The organism is Pseudomonas sp. P1_F1_2 (assembly GCF_056405815.1).
The window spans coordinates 17,372-35,098 of the sequence record NZ_JBFUBK010000024.1 but is presented as its reverse complement, the minus strand read 5'-3'; the positions used below and the strand labels follow the sequence as shown (position 1 = coordinate 35,098).

At 56.2% G+C, this 17,727-nt stretch carries 12 protein-coding genes and 1 pseudogene; 2 read left to right on the top strand and 11 right to left on the bottom strand.

Features of this window, described 5'->3' with window-relative positions:
- Positions 1 to 27: 27 nt before the first annotated feature.
- The 11 genes and pseudogenes from AC1D2P_RS09705 to AC1D2P_RS09655 all read right to left on the bottom strand — a co-directional run.
- Positions 28 to 495 (bottom strand): annotated as a pseudogene (locus AC1D2P_RS09705) (MCP four helix bundle domain-containing protein); the annotation flags it as partial.
- Between the two features lie 463 nt (positions 496 to 958).
- Positions 959 to 1,063 carry an NADPH-dependent FMN reductase gene (locus tag AC1D2P_RS09700; protein WP_408980986.1) on the bottom strand — a complete coding sequence of 35 codons (105 nt, stop codon included), beginning with the start codon at positions 1,061 to 1,063 and terminating at the stop codon, positions 959 to 961.
- A gap of 4 nt (positions 1,064 to 1,067) precedes the next feature.
- Positions 1,068 to 1,274 carry an NADPH-dependent FMN reductase gene (locus tag AC1D2P_RS09695; RefSeq protein WP_408980985.1) on the bottom strand — a complete coding sequence of 69 codons (207 nt, stop codon included), beginning with the start codon at positions 1,272 to 1,274 and terminating at the stop codon, positions 1,068 to 1,070.
- An 873-nt stretch (positions 1,275 to 2,147) separates the two neighbouring features.
- Positions 2,148 to 2,495: a nuclear transport factor 2 family protein gene (locus tag AC1D2P_RS09690; RefSeq protein ID WP_477757559.1), complete on the bottom strand. Its 348-nt coding sequence runs from the start codon at positions 2,493 to 2,495 to the stop codon at positions 2,148 to 2,150.
- A 108-nt stretch (positions 2,496 to 2,603) separates the two neighbouring features.
- On the bottom strand, positions 2,604 to 3,167 hold the full coding sequence (locus AC1D2P_RS09685; RefSeq protein WP_258668174.1) for a VOC family protein: 564 nt from the start codon (positions 3,165 to 3,167) through the stop codon (positions 2,604 to 2,606).
- Positions 3,168 to 3,298: 131 nt separating this feature from the next.
- Entirely contained in the window at positions 3,299 to 5,932 is a 2,634-nt protein-coding gene (gene ppc, locus AC1D2P_RS09680; RefSeq protein ID WP_258668173.1) for a phosphoenolpyruvate carboxylase, read from the bottom strand.
- A gap of 100 nt (positions 5,933 to 6,032) precedes the next feature.
- The gene (locus tag AC1D2P_RS09675) at positions 6,033 to 8,459 is read right to left on the bottom strand and encodes an efflux RND transporter permease subunit (protein WP_258668172.1); all 2,427 of its coding nucleotides are present in this window, start codon (positions 8,457 to 8,459) and stop codon (positions 6,033 to 6,035) included.
- Positions 8,456 to 9,502 (bottom strand): WD40/YVTN/BNR-like repeat-containing protein, encoded by a 1,047-nt coding sequence (locus AC1D2P_RS09670; protein ID WP_258668171.1) that lies wholly within the window; start codon positions 9,500 to 9,502, stop codon positions 8,456 to 8,458. The genes AC1D2P_RS09675 and AC1D2P_RS09670 overlap by 4 nt, the downstream gene beginning before the upstream one ends.
- Positions 9,503 to 9,540: 38 nt before the next feature.
- Positions 9,541 to 10,908: a DUF1329 domain-containing protein gene (locus AC1D2P_RS09665; protein WP_258668170.1), complete on the bottom strand. Its 1,368-nt coding sequence runs from the start codon at positions 10,906 to 10,908 to the stop codon at positions 9,541 to 9,543.
- A gap of 28 nt (positions 10,909 to 10,936) precedes the next feature.
- Complete coding sequence (locus tag AC1D2P_RS09660) at positions 10,937 to 12,634, bottom strand: DUF1302 domain-containing protein (protein WP_477811408.1); 1,698 nt, start codon at positions 12,632 to 12,634, stop codon at positions 10,937 to 10,939.
- A 569-nt stretch (positions 12,635 to 13,203) separates the two neighbouring features.
- Positions 13,204 to 14,262, bottom strand: a complete 1,059-nt coding sequence (locus AC1D2P_RS09655) for a LacI family DNA-binding transcriptional regulator (protein ID WP_258668168.1) — start codon at positions 14,260 to 14,262, stop codon at positions 13,204 to 13,206.
- Positions 14,263 to 14,485: 223 nt separating this feature from the next.
- Here AC1D2P_RS09655 and AC1D2P_RS09650 point away from each other — a divergent pair, with 223 nt between their 5' ends.
- Positions 14,486 to 16,402, top strand: coding sequence for an NAD(P)-dependent oxidoreductase (locus tag AC1D2P_RS09650; protein WP_258668167.1), 1,917 nt, complete (start codon positions 14,486 to 14,488; stop codon positions 16,400 to 16,402).
- On the top strand, positions 16,399 to 17,715 hold the full coding sequence (gene eno, locus AC1D2P_RS09645) for a phosphopyruvate hydratase (RefSeq protein WP_258668166.1): 1,317 nt from the start codon (positions 16,399 to 16,401) through the stop codon (positions 17,713 to 17,715). Before AC1D2P_RS09650 ends, eno begins: the two co-directional genes overlap by 4 nt.
- The last annotated feature ends 12 nt before the right edge of the window (positions 17,716 to 17,727 follow it).

The window sequence follows — 17,727 nt, the reverse complement described above, 5'->3', positions numbered from 1 at the left end:
GTTTATTACTATCAATCGTCCCAAATATCTCGCCAGGGACTCAGAAGTGCTTTCCATCTGGCCACTTACTAGGGAGTTCAATCTGTCGATGCTGCCTTGCCTGGACAATTCAAGTGCCTGGTTCTGCAAGAAAATATAGGTTTCAAACTCGGTATTAAACCGTGCAAATACTGCTTTTTCTTCAATCTGAGTAGGGGTCGAACCATAAGAATTTTTTGCCTCTTGCAGCTTTTCTACAAGTTTCGGAATTAGGGTGTATGCCCCTTGTAGGTGTGTAGCGTCTCGATCAATTAGCAATTCCGATATAGTAATGCGTAAACGAAGGAGGTTTTCGTTTACGTCACCAAGGTATACAATGTTTGGTAGCATATTTGTATCCATATCCATAGTTGCCTGGTGAATTACGGTCATTCTGTTTTGCGCGAAAGCACCCAGCGCGATCACCAATACGGCTATAAATGCGAAGCTGAGGAAGGCTCGCGGTGCGATACTCATATCTCGTATATTCATTAATCGCTCTCTATAAATGATTTGCTGGCGTGCATGCACTTGTAAATCCCTGTAGTAATCTGGAGAGTCACTTTGGCAGTTTCAAAGGCGCTGTCCATCAAACCTAAAGTGATCAGGAGGCGCATACGGCGGTTTTTTTTTGCGTGTGCGCTGGTAATTTATCGGAGTTGTAGTGGCCAAGCTTAATTATTACCAAAAAATATTGATTCTATAACAATCGCCTTGAACCGAGACATAAGAAATGATCGATTGGAAATAGGATAAACGACAAGTTTTCCTCATCAACAAATATGGCATTAACGACTTTGCTGTCGGCGCGTGCAATTAAAATTTGAGGATAGTCAATTCGATCTGCCCTCATACCATCCAGCGCTGCATTGAGCTGAGGATAAATGCGCACTCCCCCGGTGAATGCAGATGACGAAGAGTACTAACACCTTCTTTCCAGTCAGTGTGCTTCACCGGAGGGCCGGGACAACCAATCAAGCACATTTTTCATGACTCCCGGAGTTCCATGCTTGTACTCGGGAGAAGCCAGGATAACGCCGCCCAAGTTCTTAACTGTGAGCCATAGGGATTGGAGCCGGCGGATTCGTTTCAAAATCCTCGTTATATAACGGTATATCTGAAATATCCAAAACTACTACTTCCACACCTGCTGGCGCACGCTCAGCGACAGTACGAAGAATGGCTGTATTCACCGACGCTTTCGCAAGACTCCCAGATATTGCAGTTAGCTTTTTTTCATCGGTGGTCTCTCCCAAAATTAGATAAAGGTGGGGGGGCCTAACTCTGACGCGGCGACTATTTTATAAAACCTACACCATAGTTGAGGTCAACAACCATGGACGAAGAAATCACGTCCGCCCAGAGCCTGAGCGTGGGAGAAGTAACCAAGCAAAGTGGTCTATCCGTATCTACTGAAAGGATTGCTCATGCTACAGCGCTCGGCTGGAAACCAGCGGGTATGTCTTCGTGCTTATTTTCATCTGATACTCCAGCCCATCCGGACCACACAAAAAGCTGCAGTAAGTGTCGCCACCGAGAAGGCCACAAAGCTCACACCTAGATAGGACGCAAAAAACTACAACTGCAACTATCGGCCAAGCCAACTAAATAGGTCGTAGAGTTCTAATTTGTGAACCATCACGGAAAACCTCAACGGGCTGTACTATTTCACCCAAGTGGCCGGGTACGGCGGGTTCGCTCCCGCTGGAGGCGGCTAAGGCTAGCGGCCCCCCGGCTTGTGACCGGAACCCGCTGCCCACTGGTGTGTGTGGTTTAGTAAATCGCCAGACGGTCGTGGCGCCGTGCGATCGCATACGCCTCCCGCATATGACAGCGGAGTGCTAGCCGCTCCTATAGCAGCGAAAACTCCGATTCCGACATCCTGTCGCTCCCCTGAGACCAGACGAGTGAATACAGTTGCCGACCCACGCGTCCACTCTCCACAGAATGGCTACATGAATCTACCAACATAAATGCAAAAACTTTTAGTTTGAGCTCGTCGATAATGTTTTAAAGTTACCGCACTCACATTAAGAAACCAGTCTGGAGCAGACGCCAACTATAAAAAAGTCCGATATAATTATGCCTATCGGGCCTTGAAGGAAACAGAATCAAAAGCACTTAAAAAATCAAAGACTGCTATTATCGACAAATATGCGATAATCGCTTATTTGGCCATCAACATGACGTAACAGTACAGCAGCAGGAACCTTGAGCACTGTTCCATCAAGGCGCCAGTATTGGACGTCACAAGTAATGAAGGTGTGATCACCAGAATCAATAACTTTATATAGGAAGTGCTTTACGCCGCTAATCCGTAGATAGAAACCCCGGAGAGCCTCAATAACTTCCGGAATCCCGTGGAGCTCTGGAGAGTTCCCGAACTGAAATACCAGATCTCCAGCCAAATAGCTGGAGAACTCTTCTAAATCCCCGGAATCGACTACTTCGTAAAATTTCGCAATATTCAGTCTCATACTGCACCTTCCCAAGTGGAAGACCCAAGATGACCGTTAAGCCAAGCGTATCCTCAACCGGACAGATACCCTGGCTATTCAGGCCCGCAGTTACAAAGAGAACGGAAGTTACTTTCTTTGAGCAGCCAGCCACTGCTTGAGAATGTCGCGCGCACCCTCGTGATCTAAAACTTCTTCGGCGGACGGTCGATGAGCGGTGATCTCTATGATTTCACCATCTGGATCGGTGAGGTAAAGGGAATAGCACCACTCGTGATCGACAGTAAAGCACTCCACGCCAGCGGATTCCGCGCGCTTGTGAAGGTGGATAACACTTTCTTCGCTATCAGCGCGCAACGCCGTATGACGTTCGTACGGATCGCTGATACGCGGGAACGGCTCATCACGATAGCCCTCTTCGAACTGGAAAAACGCCACTGCACTACCGTCAGCCAGTTCGAAAAAACAGTGAATGTAATTGGAGGGTGCGTTGGTCACCACATCGAATTGGGCTACGAGAGAGGACGTCAACGGCAGCCCCAAGAGGTCCTCGTAGAAGCTGCGGGTCTTTTCCATATCGCGAACCCGCACGGCGCTATGCGACAGCTGCTGAATGCTGGTCTTTGAACGACGCTGAGCCGCAGTGTGGCGAGCTGAATCGGTACGATCGACGAGGCTGATGTTGTTGTTCATATAACCCTCCTGACGCATTTCTTGTCTTTGGTGTAGCTTCGATTGATGGTTGTTAATTACTTTGTGCTAACGATAGCAATTATACTAAGTTCTGCCTATCTGACTGTCAACCAATACTCCTCGTATGTGGTTCATGCAGTATTGCGTAGCCCCGCCGCAATACCTGCGACACTAACCAGCAATGCTTGATCCACCGCGCTGTCGGATATTCCATGAGCATTGCGGGAACGTGCTAGCAGTTCGATCTGTAGCCGATGCAGAGGGTCCAAATATGCGTTGCGAACGTTGATGAACGCCTGGGTCTCGGGATGAGCGGCCATGAGTTCGGGGACATCCAAGATTCCCACGACAATTTCCGTAGCCCGAGATAGAAGCGTACGCAACTCCATGCCCAAACTCCTTAGGGACGAATCCACCAAACGATCGTCGTACAAACGCTGGATTTCTCCGTCGGCTTTGGCCAGTACCATCTCTAGCATGTCAATCCGCGTTCGGAAAAACGGCCAATGCTCACGCATTTCCTTCAGTATCGGCCCCTCCCCTCTCGCCAAGGCCTGCGCTAAAGCGGACTCCCAGCCCAGCCAGGCCGGCAACATTAAGCGAGACTGCGTCCAAGCGAATATCCAGGGAATCGCCCTTAGACTTTCGATGCCACCAGTTCCGCGGCGAGCGGGACGACTGCCCAACGGCAGCCGACCTAGCTCAAGCTCAGGCGTAGCCTGACGGAAGTAGTCAACAAAGCCAGGGCGTTCTCGCACCACTCCACGGTACTCCTCCAGGCTGTCCGCCGAAAGTTTCTGCATGGTCTCCCGCCAAATCTCTGGTGGAGCAGCTGGAGGCAGCAGCACCGCCTCAAGAACTGCGGCCAAATAGAGCGTGAGATTTTGCTGAGCGATATCTGGCTGTCCGAACTTGAAGCGGATCATTTCCCCTTGTTCGGTAACCCGAAAGCGGCCAGTCACAGAACCAGGAGGTTGCGAAATGATTGCCTCTCGGGCGGGTCCGCCGCCACGCCCGACAGTGCCTCCCCGACCATGGAAAAGCACCAGCTCGACATCATGGTTGCGGCACACCTCCACCAGACGCTCCTGGGCGCGATACTGAGCCCAGGCGGCGGCCAACGTACCGGCGTCTTTGGCAGAGTCGGAGTATCCGATCATCACTTCCTGCGGACCGGCCAAGCGGTTTCGGTAATCGCTTTGAGCGAGCAAGCCGTCGATAACCGCTCCAGCGTTCTCCAGGTCATCCAATGTCTCGAACAGCGGGACGACGCGCATCGGCCATCTTACCCCGCACTCCTTGAGCAGCARTTGCACAGCCAATACGTCAGATGCGCGACCGGCCATCGATATCACGTAGGAGCCAAGTCCTGCAGACGGGGTCTCTGCGATCACCCGACAAGTATCGAGTACTTCCGCCACTTCTGTGCTGGGCGCGAAGCACGCAGGCAGGATCGGTCGCGGATTGGCCAACTCCCGCGAGAGAAACTCGAGGCGCTCTGCCTCGCTCCAGTCAAGGTAGCGACCAAGACCCAGTGTTGTCGTAATTTCATCGATTGCCGAGGCATGACGCCTTGCATCCTGGCGAATGTCCAAGCGGGCCAAAAAAAGACCAAAACTGCTGGCACGCCGCAGACAGTCCAGTAACAAGCCGTCGGCGATCACACCCATGCCACACGCTTGCAGCGAGCGATAACAGAGCAGCAGCGGCTCGACCAACTCAGCATTGTCCGTCAGTACACGCAGGCCTTCGCTACGTTCCCCGCGCAGCAGCAAGTGCGCCCATTCACGGGTGTCTCGCAAGCGCTCGCGTAACTGCTTCAACAGCGCACGATAGGGCTCGGGGTGATCACCAACTCGGTCGCGCAATTCGGCGGAGGCCGCCTGCATGGACAGTTCTGCAGTCAGTTGCTCGACATCTTTGAGATGCAGATCAGCGGCCATCCAGCGAGCCAGCAGCAAGACTTCGCGAGTGACCGCTGCGGTAACATTGGGATTGCCGTCCCGATCACCACCCATCCAGGAGGCAAAACGGATTGGCGCAGCGGTTGGCGGTAGACGCTCACCGGTGGCTGAAAAAAGCGCCTCGTCGACACTGCGCAGTAACTTTGGCAAGGCTTGCCACAACGAGTTTTCTATGACCGCAAAGCCCCACTTCGCTTCATCCACCGGGGTGGGTCGCTGGCGACGGATTTCGTCGGTGTGCCAAGCCTCGGTGATGATTTCCCGCAGGCGTCGAGAAATTTCCTGACGCTCAACTTCTGGCAGGTCGGAATGATCCTGTCGTGCCAATTGGACTGCGATGCTGTCGTACTTTTGGATTAACGTGCGTCGGGTAACCTCCGTGGGATGAGCGGTGAGGACCAGCTCAATGTCCAACTTGGAGATTTCCTCCGTCAGCACCTCGGGACTATGACCTGCCAGGCCCAGACGTTCCAGCAACGCCGAGAAGGCCTGATTCTCGCTAGGCTCGGCTTCACCCGGGCGGCGTCTGCGCACCCGGTGGCATTGCTCGGCGATATTGGCCAAGTTGAGGAATTGGTTGAACGCCCGCGTCATTGGCAACAATTCCGAGTCATCCAGCTCACTAAGGGTTTCCGCAAGTTGCCGGTGCCCTTCCTGAGAGCCCTGACGCGACGTTTTTGCCCCCTTGCGAACACGCTCGATCTTGTCGAGAAATGCGCCACCCATTTGGTCGGAAATTGCATGACCAAGCAGTTCGCCCAACTGATGAACGTCTTCACGCAAGCGTGCGTTGATTTCCATGCGATTGCCTTCTCTACTCTTGGATCAAAGCTGGAGGGGGCCGGCCCGCCGGAATGCGGGACGGTTTTATATCAGCGGGGTTAGGCGCGTCGTTCGGAACCTAGACAGCGTGACCATCTGAAACTTGGTCAGGTTGTGGTTCCTTATCACGCAATAGCAGGTAGGCGAGCGCAGGCAAGATGATCAGAGCGCCGAGCATATTGCCGATGAACATGAAGGCCAGCAGGATGCCCATATCCGCCTGAAACTTGATGGGCGACAGCGCCCAGGTTGCCACACCGACTCCCAGGGTGAAGCCGGTGAGTACGACTACCTTGCCAGTGAACAGCAACGTTCGGTAATAGGCCTCCGACAAACTATGTCCCGCTCTTAAACCCGCCAGAGTTACCGTCAGCACGTACAGCGCGTAGTCGACTCCGATGCCGATACCAAGCGCGATCACAGGCAACGTGGCGACTTTCACACCGATACCCAATCCCACCATCAACGCTTCACAGAGAATCGAGGTAAGAAGCAACGGCAATACCGCGCAGACCACAGCACGCCAAGAGCGGAAGGCAATGAACGATAAGATGGTCACAGCACCGAACACCAGGAACAGCATCTGCCGATTGGCAGCCTTCACCACAATGTTGGTGGCCGCCTCAATACCCGCATTGCCCGCACCCAAGATGAAGTGCACGTCAGAGGTGTTGTTGGCCTTGGCGAATGTCTCCACCACTCCGACCACCTGCTCCAGGCTGTCCGCCTTGTGGTCCTTCAGATAGACATAGAGGGACAGGAAGTCGCAGCGCTGGTTGAACAGTTCCCGCGGGGCGCGGGTAGTCACGGCATTGATCGAGTCCTGACTGTTGAGGATCTCACCCCACTTCATGTTGCCTTCCGAGAGCCCGGCCATGGTGCGGCGGGTCAACGCGGCAAACGAGTTGGTCGACTCTACCGCAGGCAGTTGCTGTAACTGCCACTCCAGAGCATCCAACTTGACCAGTGTGCCGTAGGATGCGCACTGCTCGGCGGGCGTGGTGACCATGACCACCAAAACGTCGCTGTTTGCCGCGTAGTTGGAAACGATGTAAGCATTGTCGCGGTTGTAGCGCGAGTCCGCGCGCAGCTCCGGGGCTCCACTATCAAGATCACCAATCTTCAGGTTAAGGCTAACAAGGTAGCCCAAGCCGCCGATTAGCGTGGCGCCAACCAGCGCCAGTATCGCCCACTTACGCGTGGTGAAGCGGTCGAGAAAATCCCAGAAGACGTGCTTTCGGTGGTCGCCACTTTCGGAATCGCTTTGCTCGGCCTGCAGGCTGCGATGAGCCGCAGACTCGCTGACGCCGCAGTAGGACAACAGGATCGGAAGCAATACAAGGTTGGTGAAGATCAACAGCGCCACACCGATGCTAGCGGCGATTGCCAGGCTCTGGATCACCTCGATGCGGATTAACATCAGCACAGCGAATCCCACGGCGTCCGCCACCAGCGCAGTGAGGCCGGCAAGGAACAGTCGACGGAAGGTATAACGCGCCGCCACCAGTCGATGCAGACCGCGGCCGACGTCCTGCATGATGCCGTTCATCTTCTGCGCGCCGTGACTCATGCCAATGGCGAAGACCAGGAACGGCACCAGGACCGAGTACGGATCGAGGGAGTAACCTAGAGTCGGCAATAGCCCTAGCAGCCAGACCACCGCCACCAATGAACACACCACTACCAGCAAGGTGCTTCTGATGCAGCGGGTGTACCAGTACAGCACCGCAGCAGAAATGATGATGGCGAAGGCGAAGAACACCAACACTTGATGCAGCCCATCGATCAGATCACCCACCAGTTTGCCGAAACCGATGATGTGTATCTTCAGGTCGTCCGAGGCGTACTTGCCGCGTATTTGTTCGAGCTGGTCTGACAGTGCCTTGTAGTCCAGCGGTTTGCCGGTATCGGCATCACTGTCCAGCAAGGGTACGAAAATAATCGACGATTGGTAATTCGGCGCCACTAGCTGGCCGATTTCGCCCGAACGTTCGACGTTCGTGCTCAACTGCTCAATGCTGCGCCCGGAGCCATCGTAGCTGGCCGGGATTACCGGGCCGCCATCAAGACCGTCCTCGGTCACTGCCATCCAGCGCGTATTGGGTGTCCACAGCGACTTCATGAAAGCCCGGTCGACACCGGGCAGAAGGAACACTTCGTCATTGATCTTGCGCAACGTCTCGAGGTAATGCGCATCGAAGATTGAGCCCTTGCGAGTTTCCACCGCGATGCGCAATACGTTGCCTTGGCCGCTCAGATCGGCCTTGTGGGCTAGATAGTTGCCAATGTAGGGATGATCAATAGGAATCATCTTCTCGAAACTGGAATTGAGTTCGAGCTTCGTCGCCTGATAACCCAGCAGCAGTGTTGCAAGCAAGCACAACAGGACGACCACCATACGGTTGTTGAAAAACAGCCGCTCGGCGAACGAGCCCGAATTCTGGTCGAACTGGTTGAGTTCGCAGACGACACCCTGCTTCGGAGCGGTCGAGGGAATTGCGTTCATTGCTTGTTACCTACATTTAGGGCCGCTTCGCTCAGGCGGACAGTGCCACGCGCGCCAGCCAGGATCAGGCTGTTGCCGGCGGACTCTGCCAAGGCGACGATGGGTGCTGGATTGCCGAGGGGAACAGAAGCGAATGAGAGCCCACCATCGGTGCTGCGATACAACCCGCCCGCCTGGTTGCCCAGAACGATCGAACCATCCTTCAGCACTGAACCCGCGGTTAGGCTTTCCTCGGTATCGAGCTGGGATTTCTGCCAGTTCGCCCCGCCATCTTTGGAGAGATAGACATTGCCACGCAGGCCGTAGACCAACATATGCTCTGGAGAAACCAGGACGAGGCCGAAAAAACTGCCTTCGTATGGAGTCTCGATGCGAGTGAAACTCTCGCCACCATCGTTTGAGCGAAACACTGCGCCCATTTCACCAGCAATGTATTGGGTCTGAGCAATTTGCCGGATCGCGTACAGATGGCTGCCCTGGCCGTTAGGAATGTGCGAACTCCAAGGCTGCCAACTGCGCCCACCATCATTGCTGCGAAACGCCAGGCCGAAGGCGCCGACCACGGTGATAGTCCGTTCATCCTGGACGAGCAGATCGAGGAACGGTTTGTCCGCGCCCTCGCTGACCATGCGTTCAGCGTAAGCGAGCTGGTGTGGGTCAGCGTCTTGATTGGCGCGTGCAGCTTCGAGCAGCAGCTGGGCGGCTGAGATGCCGTCCAACTGCTTTTGCCAGGCGCGGCCACCATCGGACGTCGCCAAGATGATCCCTCCGTGTCCGACCGCCCAACCGTTTTCTGTGTTGGCGAAACGCACACTGGTGAGCATCAAACTGGTGGGAACCTGGGCTTGCACCCAGGTCCTCCCATCGTCCTTGGAGAGCAGGATGATGCCCCGCTCGCCGACCGCAACCAAGTGTCCGCCAGTCGGCTCTACCGCCGTCAACAGCGCCACACTTGCGCGCGCACTGACGATTGAGGCGCGGTTCAACGGATCAATCACGGCGTCGTCAGCGAAGGTATCGACACCGTGCAACGATGCGATCACTACGCAAGCGAACAGGCCGGATACCCGGCGAGTTGAACTCACCTCACACCCCGCGCGGCTACGGCTTCAGGCGTATAGTTGTCTTCTGGCCACTTTGGAACGCGTCCGTACTGTACCGACTGCTCGTTAATGATGGTCGCCTCATAAGAACCCTTGATGAAGTCGGTAATCATGAAGGGATTGAGCAGTTGACCAGGGAAGTCATAAGCAAGGATTGGCAGAGCGGAACCCGTACGCCACAGACGGCCTTGAGCATCCCAGCCGTCATACAGCGAGGCATTCCAGGTATCCTCGTCGACATAAAACACCTTCTTCGGCACCGTATGCCGTTGTCCGGCCGCCAGGTTCGCCTCGACCACCCAGACCCGATGCTTCTCCCAGCGCACAAATTGCGGATTCAGGTGATTTTGCCCCAGGACATCGTCAACCTTTTGCAGGTGGAAGTTGTTCATGTTGTAGGGGATGTACATCTCTTTTTTGCCGACGAGTTTCCAGTCGTAGCGATCAAGCCCACCCAGGAATAGCGAAACCTCGTCGAAAAAGTCGGCACCGGAGGTCACCGAGTTTGGTGTGTCGTAACCGATGCTCGGAGCTCGCCGCACACGGCGCTGCCCTAGCAAGTACTGCCAGGCTTGGCGGCCCTTGCCGACGAAATCCACCGGCTCGCGAATAAGGATGGTCTCACCGGATTTGAACGACGGCGCAGTGGTCACCATGTAGTAGTGCCAGAAGTCGCCATTGAAGTTCGCCAGCGAGCCGTCCTCGAAGTTGTAGGGATAGTTCATCTCGTTGCGAGTAGCACTTGCCAGCACCGGCTTGCCGCCAGAAACGACGTAACTACCTGCCTGGTACAGGACGGAATCCCCCTTCCAGCGCAGCAGGTGGTTCCACATCACTTCGGCGCCGCTCTGCGGGATGGGGAACGGGATGCCACCATAAGCACCTTCGATCGACTGTCCGTTGGCGGATGACTTCGCACGGGTGGCGTTTTCAACGGTGAACTTGTAGAGCCAATCCGGCGCCGATGCGGTACGGTGAGTCGGATAGATATCCATGCGGTAGGTGTTCGGGTACTTGGTCAACAGCTCCTTCTCCCCGGCGGACAATTTGTCAGCGTGCTCCGCCATGTTCTTCGACGTGATGGTGAACAGCGGCTTCTCGTTGGCGAAGGGATCAGGTCGCGGCTGCCCCGACTTATAGCCGGCTGGAATCTTGGTGTAGCCGCCATCCCAGGCAGGAATGCTGCCATCCTTGTTTGCCGCGCGTTCACCGCCCAGCGGAGTGAGGTCTTTCTGGAGTCGCGCCGCTTGCTCCGGAGTAACTGCGGCGTGCACGGAGGTGGCAAGGCCGAACAGAACGGCGAACATTGCGCCGGCCTTGTAAGAGACACTCTTGTAATTGTTCATTGTCATCTCCTGGATCAAATTCAAATGTTTAAAAGGACCGCTGCACATACATCGAAATGAAGTCGCGATCGGCAAAGCTCTGGTCGAACGACAGCTCATTGGCGTCGTTCAGAGCGTTACCTTTGTCGCCGAAGAAGTGGGTGTAACTGGCACCGAACTTGTAGGTCTGTTGGTACAAGCCTGCGATACCGAAGTTGAGATCTCCTCCTTTCTTGCCACCAGGGTTGAATGAGTTCACGACCGAAGAATTGCCATGGGTACTGAAACCAATGCCGACTGGCGCAGAAAGGTCCAGGCCGGGCGCAACCTGATACCAAGCCGGCTCGAAAACGCCACGCATCGCCCAAGCATCGCGGGAGGAGTTTGCGGCCACCGCGTCCGGATTTTTGGTGATGCTAGTACGACGATTCCAGGCGATCTCGCCAAGCGCGGTAGCACTGCTCCAGAAACGACTCGGATTTAAGATGTAGACGCTGGACACTTGCGCATGGGCGGAATTGCCCACGGCATAGGCCGCATGTTTGTCGTTGTCGGCATTCGAACCCGGGGAGACGGTCTGCGGGTCACTGACCAGCGGTGTGTCGCGACGGATCGAAAACTCCGCCGCCACACTGGCTTCGCCCACCTGCGTGCTTACGCTCATCCCGTAGGCCTTGATGTCCTCGGGATACACCAGCCGGTATTCGCCGACTTTGCCGATAGTGGGATCCAGATTTTCGCCAGGGGTCAAATAAACCTGCGGCGTCTTGTCGTGGTAGCGAGTCGCGTAGAAGCCGAACTCCAAATCGGAGCCCTCCGGCCTCCAGCGGACTTGCCCGCCGAACTGGCCGGAATCCTTAGCGGTAATGTCCTTGCCGCGGAATAGGGCCGGGCCGATCCGAGTTGCTGGGTCGACTGGGCCGAACAGCAAGCGTTCGCCGCCTTCAAACACATCAGCGGAAGAGAAGTAGCTGCCACTTCCCGGGATACGGGTTTCATCCCATTTGAACTGGTAATAGGCGCCGATCGCCAGGTTATCGCGCAACTGGATCTGCGTGGATATTTGGTTAACTGGGCGGACGATTTCCTGAAACTGTGAGTTAGGTACCGAAAGCAGCTTCACCACGTCGACCGGTGACTGCCCACCGGCTATGCCATTGTTTCCAAAGAACAAGCTCTCCCCGTAGATCAGCGCGTGACTGCCGAAACGTACAGTGGTCGCCATATCGAACGGCGACCACCTTCCGTAGGCGAAGTAGTCAAGAAACTCAGCATCGCGGCCATGCAAGTCGCGGGTCTTGGTGACGAACTGGTCATGGCGTTTCGAGTAATTGTTGCTGGTTTCCGGGGAGTCGTTGTCGTTGCCCTGGTTGTAGACATCATCGTACCAAGCGGCACCGCTGACTCGCACACCGTAGTCCTTCTTGTACGACAGATCCATTTGCGACAGGAGGTCAATCCGATTGGAGATCAGACCCTTGTCGAAATTGCGGTCACCGTCGTCCAGGTTGGGATTCGAAGTCAGCTTCTTGGATTGCCCCTCCACACGGAACGCGGTGTTGTATTTGATGGTGTTGTCCCAAGACAGCTTCAGGTCTGGGTTGCCGAGATCCAGGTCAAGCGCCATCGCCGCGTTTTGTGCGCCTAGGGAGGCAATAGCGAGAGCCAGTATTTTTGCCGGCTTCGTAGCGAGGCCWTTTTTTAGGCCTGCTGGGGTCGGGAAAGACCTTTGCGCAATCGATTTCATGCTGACACACCTCTTTTTCTTGTAGTTGTTGTGCACGCTCACCTAGCTAGCCCGCTGCGCCTCTTTCGCATATCCAGCAGGCCACCACCTCGAAATCCACTTCTAAAGCTTCCTACTCCCGGGAATTCGATGCCTCCACACCTGCGCAAGCTCACGATCGAAAGCACGTATTAAGCAGATAAATGCTATCGATAGCAATAGACTAAAAGACAGCTCAGAGACCGTCAACACAAAATTTGCGTACGCGGTGAAAGGCCCCACTCAGAAAGTCAAATGTTTGAACACGATTCGCGGACCGAGCCAGCTAAAGATATGGAAGCCAAGCAAAAACAATGCTTTAAGCAATCGCCAGGATGACTAGACGGCGCGCTCAACGATACTTAGTGATGGGCAGAGAGAGCCGAAAAGCTACCGATGCACGAACGCAGGCAAACGTGTCAGCAAGCTTCTTGATGAAGAAATTTTGCTAACGATCGAAAAATTGGTAGCTTGGAGGCGCTGGTCATGGCATGACCAGCGAAGTACGGCAAAGGTCTTTTATAAACCAACGAATGAAGAGAGGCCGGTGATCAGCTCACCCTAGCCTTGGCCGGTGTCTTTGCCCTGCCATTCGAGCTCGTAGTCACAACTGCTGTCGTGCCACGAACCACTAGAGCAGAACTAGAAATAGCCTTATGACAGTCCCCTGTACTTTTTTTGCCGAGGTTTTTCAGGTGATGCAGAAACCACAACCCGCAGGTAGTGGCCAGTTCCTGCATCGGCGGGCGAACAGTGGTCACCCCCGGCCCCCACCAAGTGAACCATGACGGATCACCGAAGCCGATGAGAGACAGTTCGTCAGGTATCGCGATACGTTGTTCGCTGAGCACCTCCAGTACCCCCATCGTGGCATGGATGGAACCCATGACGATGGCGGTGGGCTTTTGCTTGGCACGCAGCAACTCGGTCATCGATTGCGCGCCGAACATCCGGTTCGGCTGGCCGAGTTTTTCGATTGCCTGATCCCGATCGATATTTAGCTCGGCGTAGGCCCGACGGAAACCGGCAACCCGCGCCGCCCCAGTGGAAAGCATCTCGCGGCCGCCGATATAGGCAATGCGCCGATGGCCGAGATTGAGCAGATGGGTAGTAGCCTCCCGCAATGCCATCTCGTCGTCGATGCCGAAACAAATCGGCGCCAGCGCCGGAACGCTTCGCAGCAACTGCGCGTGCGGCACCGTGCGCATAAGGCTAATGCTCTCCCGCCGCGGCGCAGCTGTGGGCACCGCGATGACGCCCGCAACGCGCGCGGCCACCAACTCTTTGATATGTCGGAACTCGACTTCGCGATCATCGTTGTGTATCGACAGGATCAGGCGGTAGCCCTCCGCATCGCAGCATTCCGACAACGCCTGGGCGATGGTGGCGTAGAAATCGTTGGTGACGTCCGGAAGCAGCAAACCGATCAGTTTACTCGAGCCGCCACGCATTACCCGGGCCGCCGTGTTACCTACATAACCCAATTGCTCGGCGGCCTTTCGTACCCGCGCCTTGGTTTCGGCGCTGACGCGCGGATCGTCCGACATCGCTCTGCCGACAGTGGATACCGCGATTCCCAATTGTTCCGCCACCTGTTTCGCCGTGACCATTGACTCTCCTCCCTCAAAATTCTTCGCAGCATTCACTGATGCAATCGAATGCGCAGATGCATTGCAAAGGCATCGACTCTATCGATTCCCGAAGGTTACCTGAAATGCCTCGGACTGGCCTATAACACAAGAGAAAGCTCAGGTATTGACGAACCAGCGTCACTTTCATAATCTTATGCTATCGTTAGCAATATTAGATATCAACCCAGCGAGTGCATCCGAAATGACAACGAACAAGGAAACCCGCCGCGACCGAGTCGTGCTGACCGACCACCCCTGGCCCGATCTGGACGTCGAGCAGGCAATCTTCAACAAGGCGGGTATCGAATTGATCACTGGACCGGCAACGGCAACCAGCGCCGAAGAGGTACAAGCCCTGATCGCCCGAACCGACCCTGCCGCCATCATTACCTGCTGGGCACCGGTTTCCACCGCTGCCATCGAGTCTCCCCGCAATCTGCGCATCGTCGCTCGCCTGGGCGTAGGTCTCGACAATATCGCCGTCGATAGCGCCACTCAGCGCGGCGCATGGGTCACGAATGTGCCCGACTATTGTGTGCAGGAGGTTTCCGACCACGCCGTTGCGCTGCTACTGGCCCACTTCCGCCGTATCGTTCAGTACGACCGCCAGGTCAAGAAGTCCTCCACCTGGGCTATCGAAGGCGCCAGTCCTGAGCGCATCAGCGAACTGACAGTGGGTATCATCGGTTTTGGACGGATCGGCCGTGCCACCGCATCCAGGCTCCTAGCATTCGGCTGCCGCGTCCTTGCCCATGGGCCGCGGTTGACTCAAGCGCAGGCTCCAGCCAATGTCGAGGTCGTCGACCTACAGACTCTTCGCCAGCAGTCCGATGCGATCGTCCTGCACCTGCCACTTCAGGAATCCACTCATCATCTGGTCGACGATGCCTTCATCGACTGCTGCACTAGACGTCCGCTCCTGGTAAACGTCAGCCGTGGAGGCTTGATCGACAACGATGCGCTGCTACGTGGCCTGGATTCCGGCAAATTGTCAGGTGCAGCCCTTGATGTCGTAGAGGGCGAGCCTCAGCCGCCGGAAGTTGTCATTGCGCATTCGCGGGTCATTGCCACCCCGCATATCGCTTTTCTCTCCAACGCCTCATTGATCGAGTTGCGTCGCCGCGCCTGCGAGGAGGTGGTACGAGTCCTGCGTGGCGAGCAGCCCTTGCATCCGTGTAACACGCCCACGGACGCATCCTCTCTGGCCGATCAGCGCTTGGCCGGTGGGGTCGCCAGCGATATCCGCCTGGTCCAGGGTGAAGACGGACCCTATGTGGTTAAGCAGGCGCTGGAAAAATTGCGGGTCGCAGCGGAGTGGCTATCCGATCCGGCACGCTCGTCGACCGAGGTGGCGGCGCTATGCGCTATCGCCGACCTGATCGGCCAAGATGCGGTTCCTGAGGTACTGTGGACCGACACGGCAACCAACTCCTTCGCTATGCGCCTGATCGAGCCGCGCCTACGCAACTGGAAACAGGACTTGCTCGCAGGACACATTGACGACCGTACCGCGACAAAGGTTGGCGCGCTGCTCGGCGCCATGCATGCGCGCTCCGCAATGGATCACGATCTTCGCGATCGCTTCGACGACCTTAGCTATTTCGAGACGCTGCGCATAGAGCCGTATTTCCATCGCGTCGCTCAGAAGAACCCCTCACTGGCCGAGGAGATCCAGAATATCGTCGAGGGCATGTCCAAGCGTCGCGACGCCTTGGTGCATGGCGATTTCAGTCCGAAGAATATCCTCGCCGACGGCGCTGACGTAGTAATGCTCGACTGCGAAGTTGCCCACTGGGGCGATCCGCGTTTCGACCTGGCCTTCTGCCTGTCCCACCTACTTCTTAAGAGCCACATCCTCGGAGCCCCTCGCCAGCAGCTCGCGGCTACAGCCCATGCCTTCATTGAGGCGTACAGGGCGGATGGCCCTGCCGTACTCGATTGCGCACTAGTCGGCATTCTCGGCTGCCTGATCCTGGCGCGGCTCGATGGCGACTCACCGGTGGACTACCTCGACCGACTCGACACCGCCGCGGTACGCCGGATCGCCACGAGCATGATTTGTGAGCCCCAGGATGGACCTGGAGCATATTTCCCTCTAATGCAGGAGTTTGCACTGTGACCTACAAAGCCTCTCGAATAGCACGGGTGCATGCGCGCCAGATCTTGGACTCGCGCGGCCGCCCAACGGTCGAGGCGGAAGTGGAGCTCGTTGACGGTAGCTTTGGTCGTAGCTGCGTTCCGTCCGGCGCCTCCACAGGGCGGCATGAAGCCATAGAGCTCCGGGATCACAACACCAGTCAGTATGATGGCCTAGGAGTAGGTCAGGCGGTGAACAATGTCCGCAGTGAGATAGCCGACCGACTGCTGGGCGAGGACGCACTGGACCAGCGTCAAATCGACAGACTGCTCATTTCGCTGGACGGCTCAGCCAATCTCAGTCGCCTAGGTGCCAATGCCGTACTGGCCACATCCATGGCCGTATGTCGTGCCGCTGCCGTTCACTCGCACAATCCTCTGTACCGCTACATAAATAGCCTCTGCCGCGGCCGCCCGATGAGCCTGCCACTGCCAATGGTGAACATCCTCAGCGGCGGGGCGCATGCGGGGCGCGGAATGGATCTCCAGGACTTCCTAGCGATACCTGTGGGAGCCTCCAGTTACAGCGAAGCACTGGAAATGATCTCCCGTGTGCGCGTGAGCGCCACCCGCCTGCTGGCCGATAGGGGCTACTCCGTGCTGCTCGCCGATGAAGGCGGCCTGAGTCCGGGCTTCAAACATGCGCATGAAGCATTGGACCTGATGGTGCAGTCCTTCGAGGCGGCCGGGTTAGTGCCGGGCCAGGACATGGCCATCGCCATCGACGTTGCAGCCAGCGAATTGTTCGTTAATGGTCGCTACGAGCTAGTCCGCCACGGTTTCCAATTCAGTGGGGAAGAGATGGCCAGCTTTATCACTGAATGCGTCAGGAGGTATCCGATCATTTCGGTAGAGGATGCCCTCGAACAGGACGACTGGCTCAACTGGCAGACGTTCACGGCCTCAGTACCTGGCGTGCAAGTCATCGGCGATGACCTATTCGTGACTAACCAGAAGCGCATTACGATGGGCATCGAATGCAGTGCTGCCAACGGCGTGCTGATAAAGGTTAATCAGAACGGCACCCTCAGCGGTACCCTCGACGCAATGGAAACCGCCTGGCGCGCGGGCTACACCACCGTTGTCTCGGCCCGTTCTGGAGAAACTGAGGACACTTTCATCGCCGACCTGGCAGTGGGTACCGGCGCTGGACAGATCAAGATCGGCTCAGTGCGCAGTTCGGAGCGCCTGGCCAAGTACAACCAGCTGCTGCGCATTGAAGAAGACCAAAGTCTGGAGTTCATCGGTGCCGCCGGCCTGGGCAGAAACACCCGTCAGAACGTGGCTTGCAACTAGCCTGTTTGAACC

Bases quoted from the DNA above. Each gene is read 5' to 3' on its own strand.
- AC1D2P_RS09650 (WP_258668167.1), top strand. From the start codon at position 14,486: ATGACAACGAACAAGGAAACCCGCCGCGACCGAGTCGTGCTGACCGAC.
- AC1D2P_RS09675 (WP_258668172.1), bottom strand. From the start codon at position 8,459: ATGAACGCAATTCCCTCGACCGCTCCGAAGCAGGGTGTCGTCTGCGAA.
- AC1D2P_RS09685 (WP_258668174.1), bottom strand. From the start codon at position 3,167: ATGAACAACAACATCAGCCTCGTCGATCGTACCGATTCAGCTCGCCAC.
- AC1D2P_RS09655 (WP_258668168.1), bottom strand. From the start codon at position 14,262: ATGGTCACGGCGAAACAGGTGGCGGAACAATTGGGAATCGCGGTATCC.
- AC1D2P_RS09690 (WP_477757559.1), bottom strand. From the start codon at position 2,495: ATGAGACTGAATATTGCGAAATTTTACGAAGTAGTCGATTCCGGGGAT.
- AC1D2P_RS09665 (WP_258668170.1), bottom strand. From the start codon at position 10,908: ATGAACAATTACAAGAGTGTCTCTTACAAGGCCGGCGCAATGTTCGCC.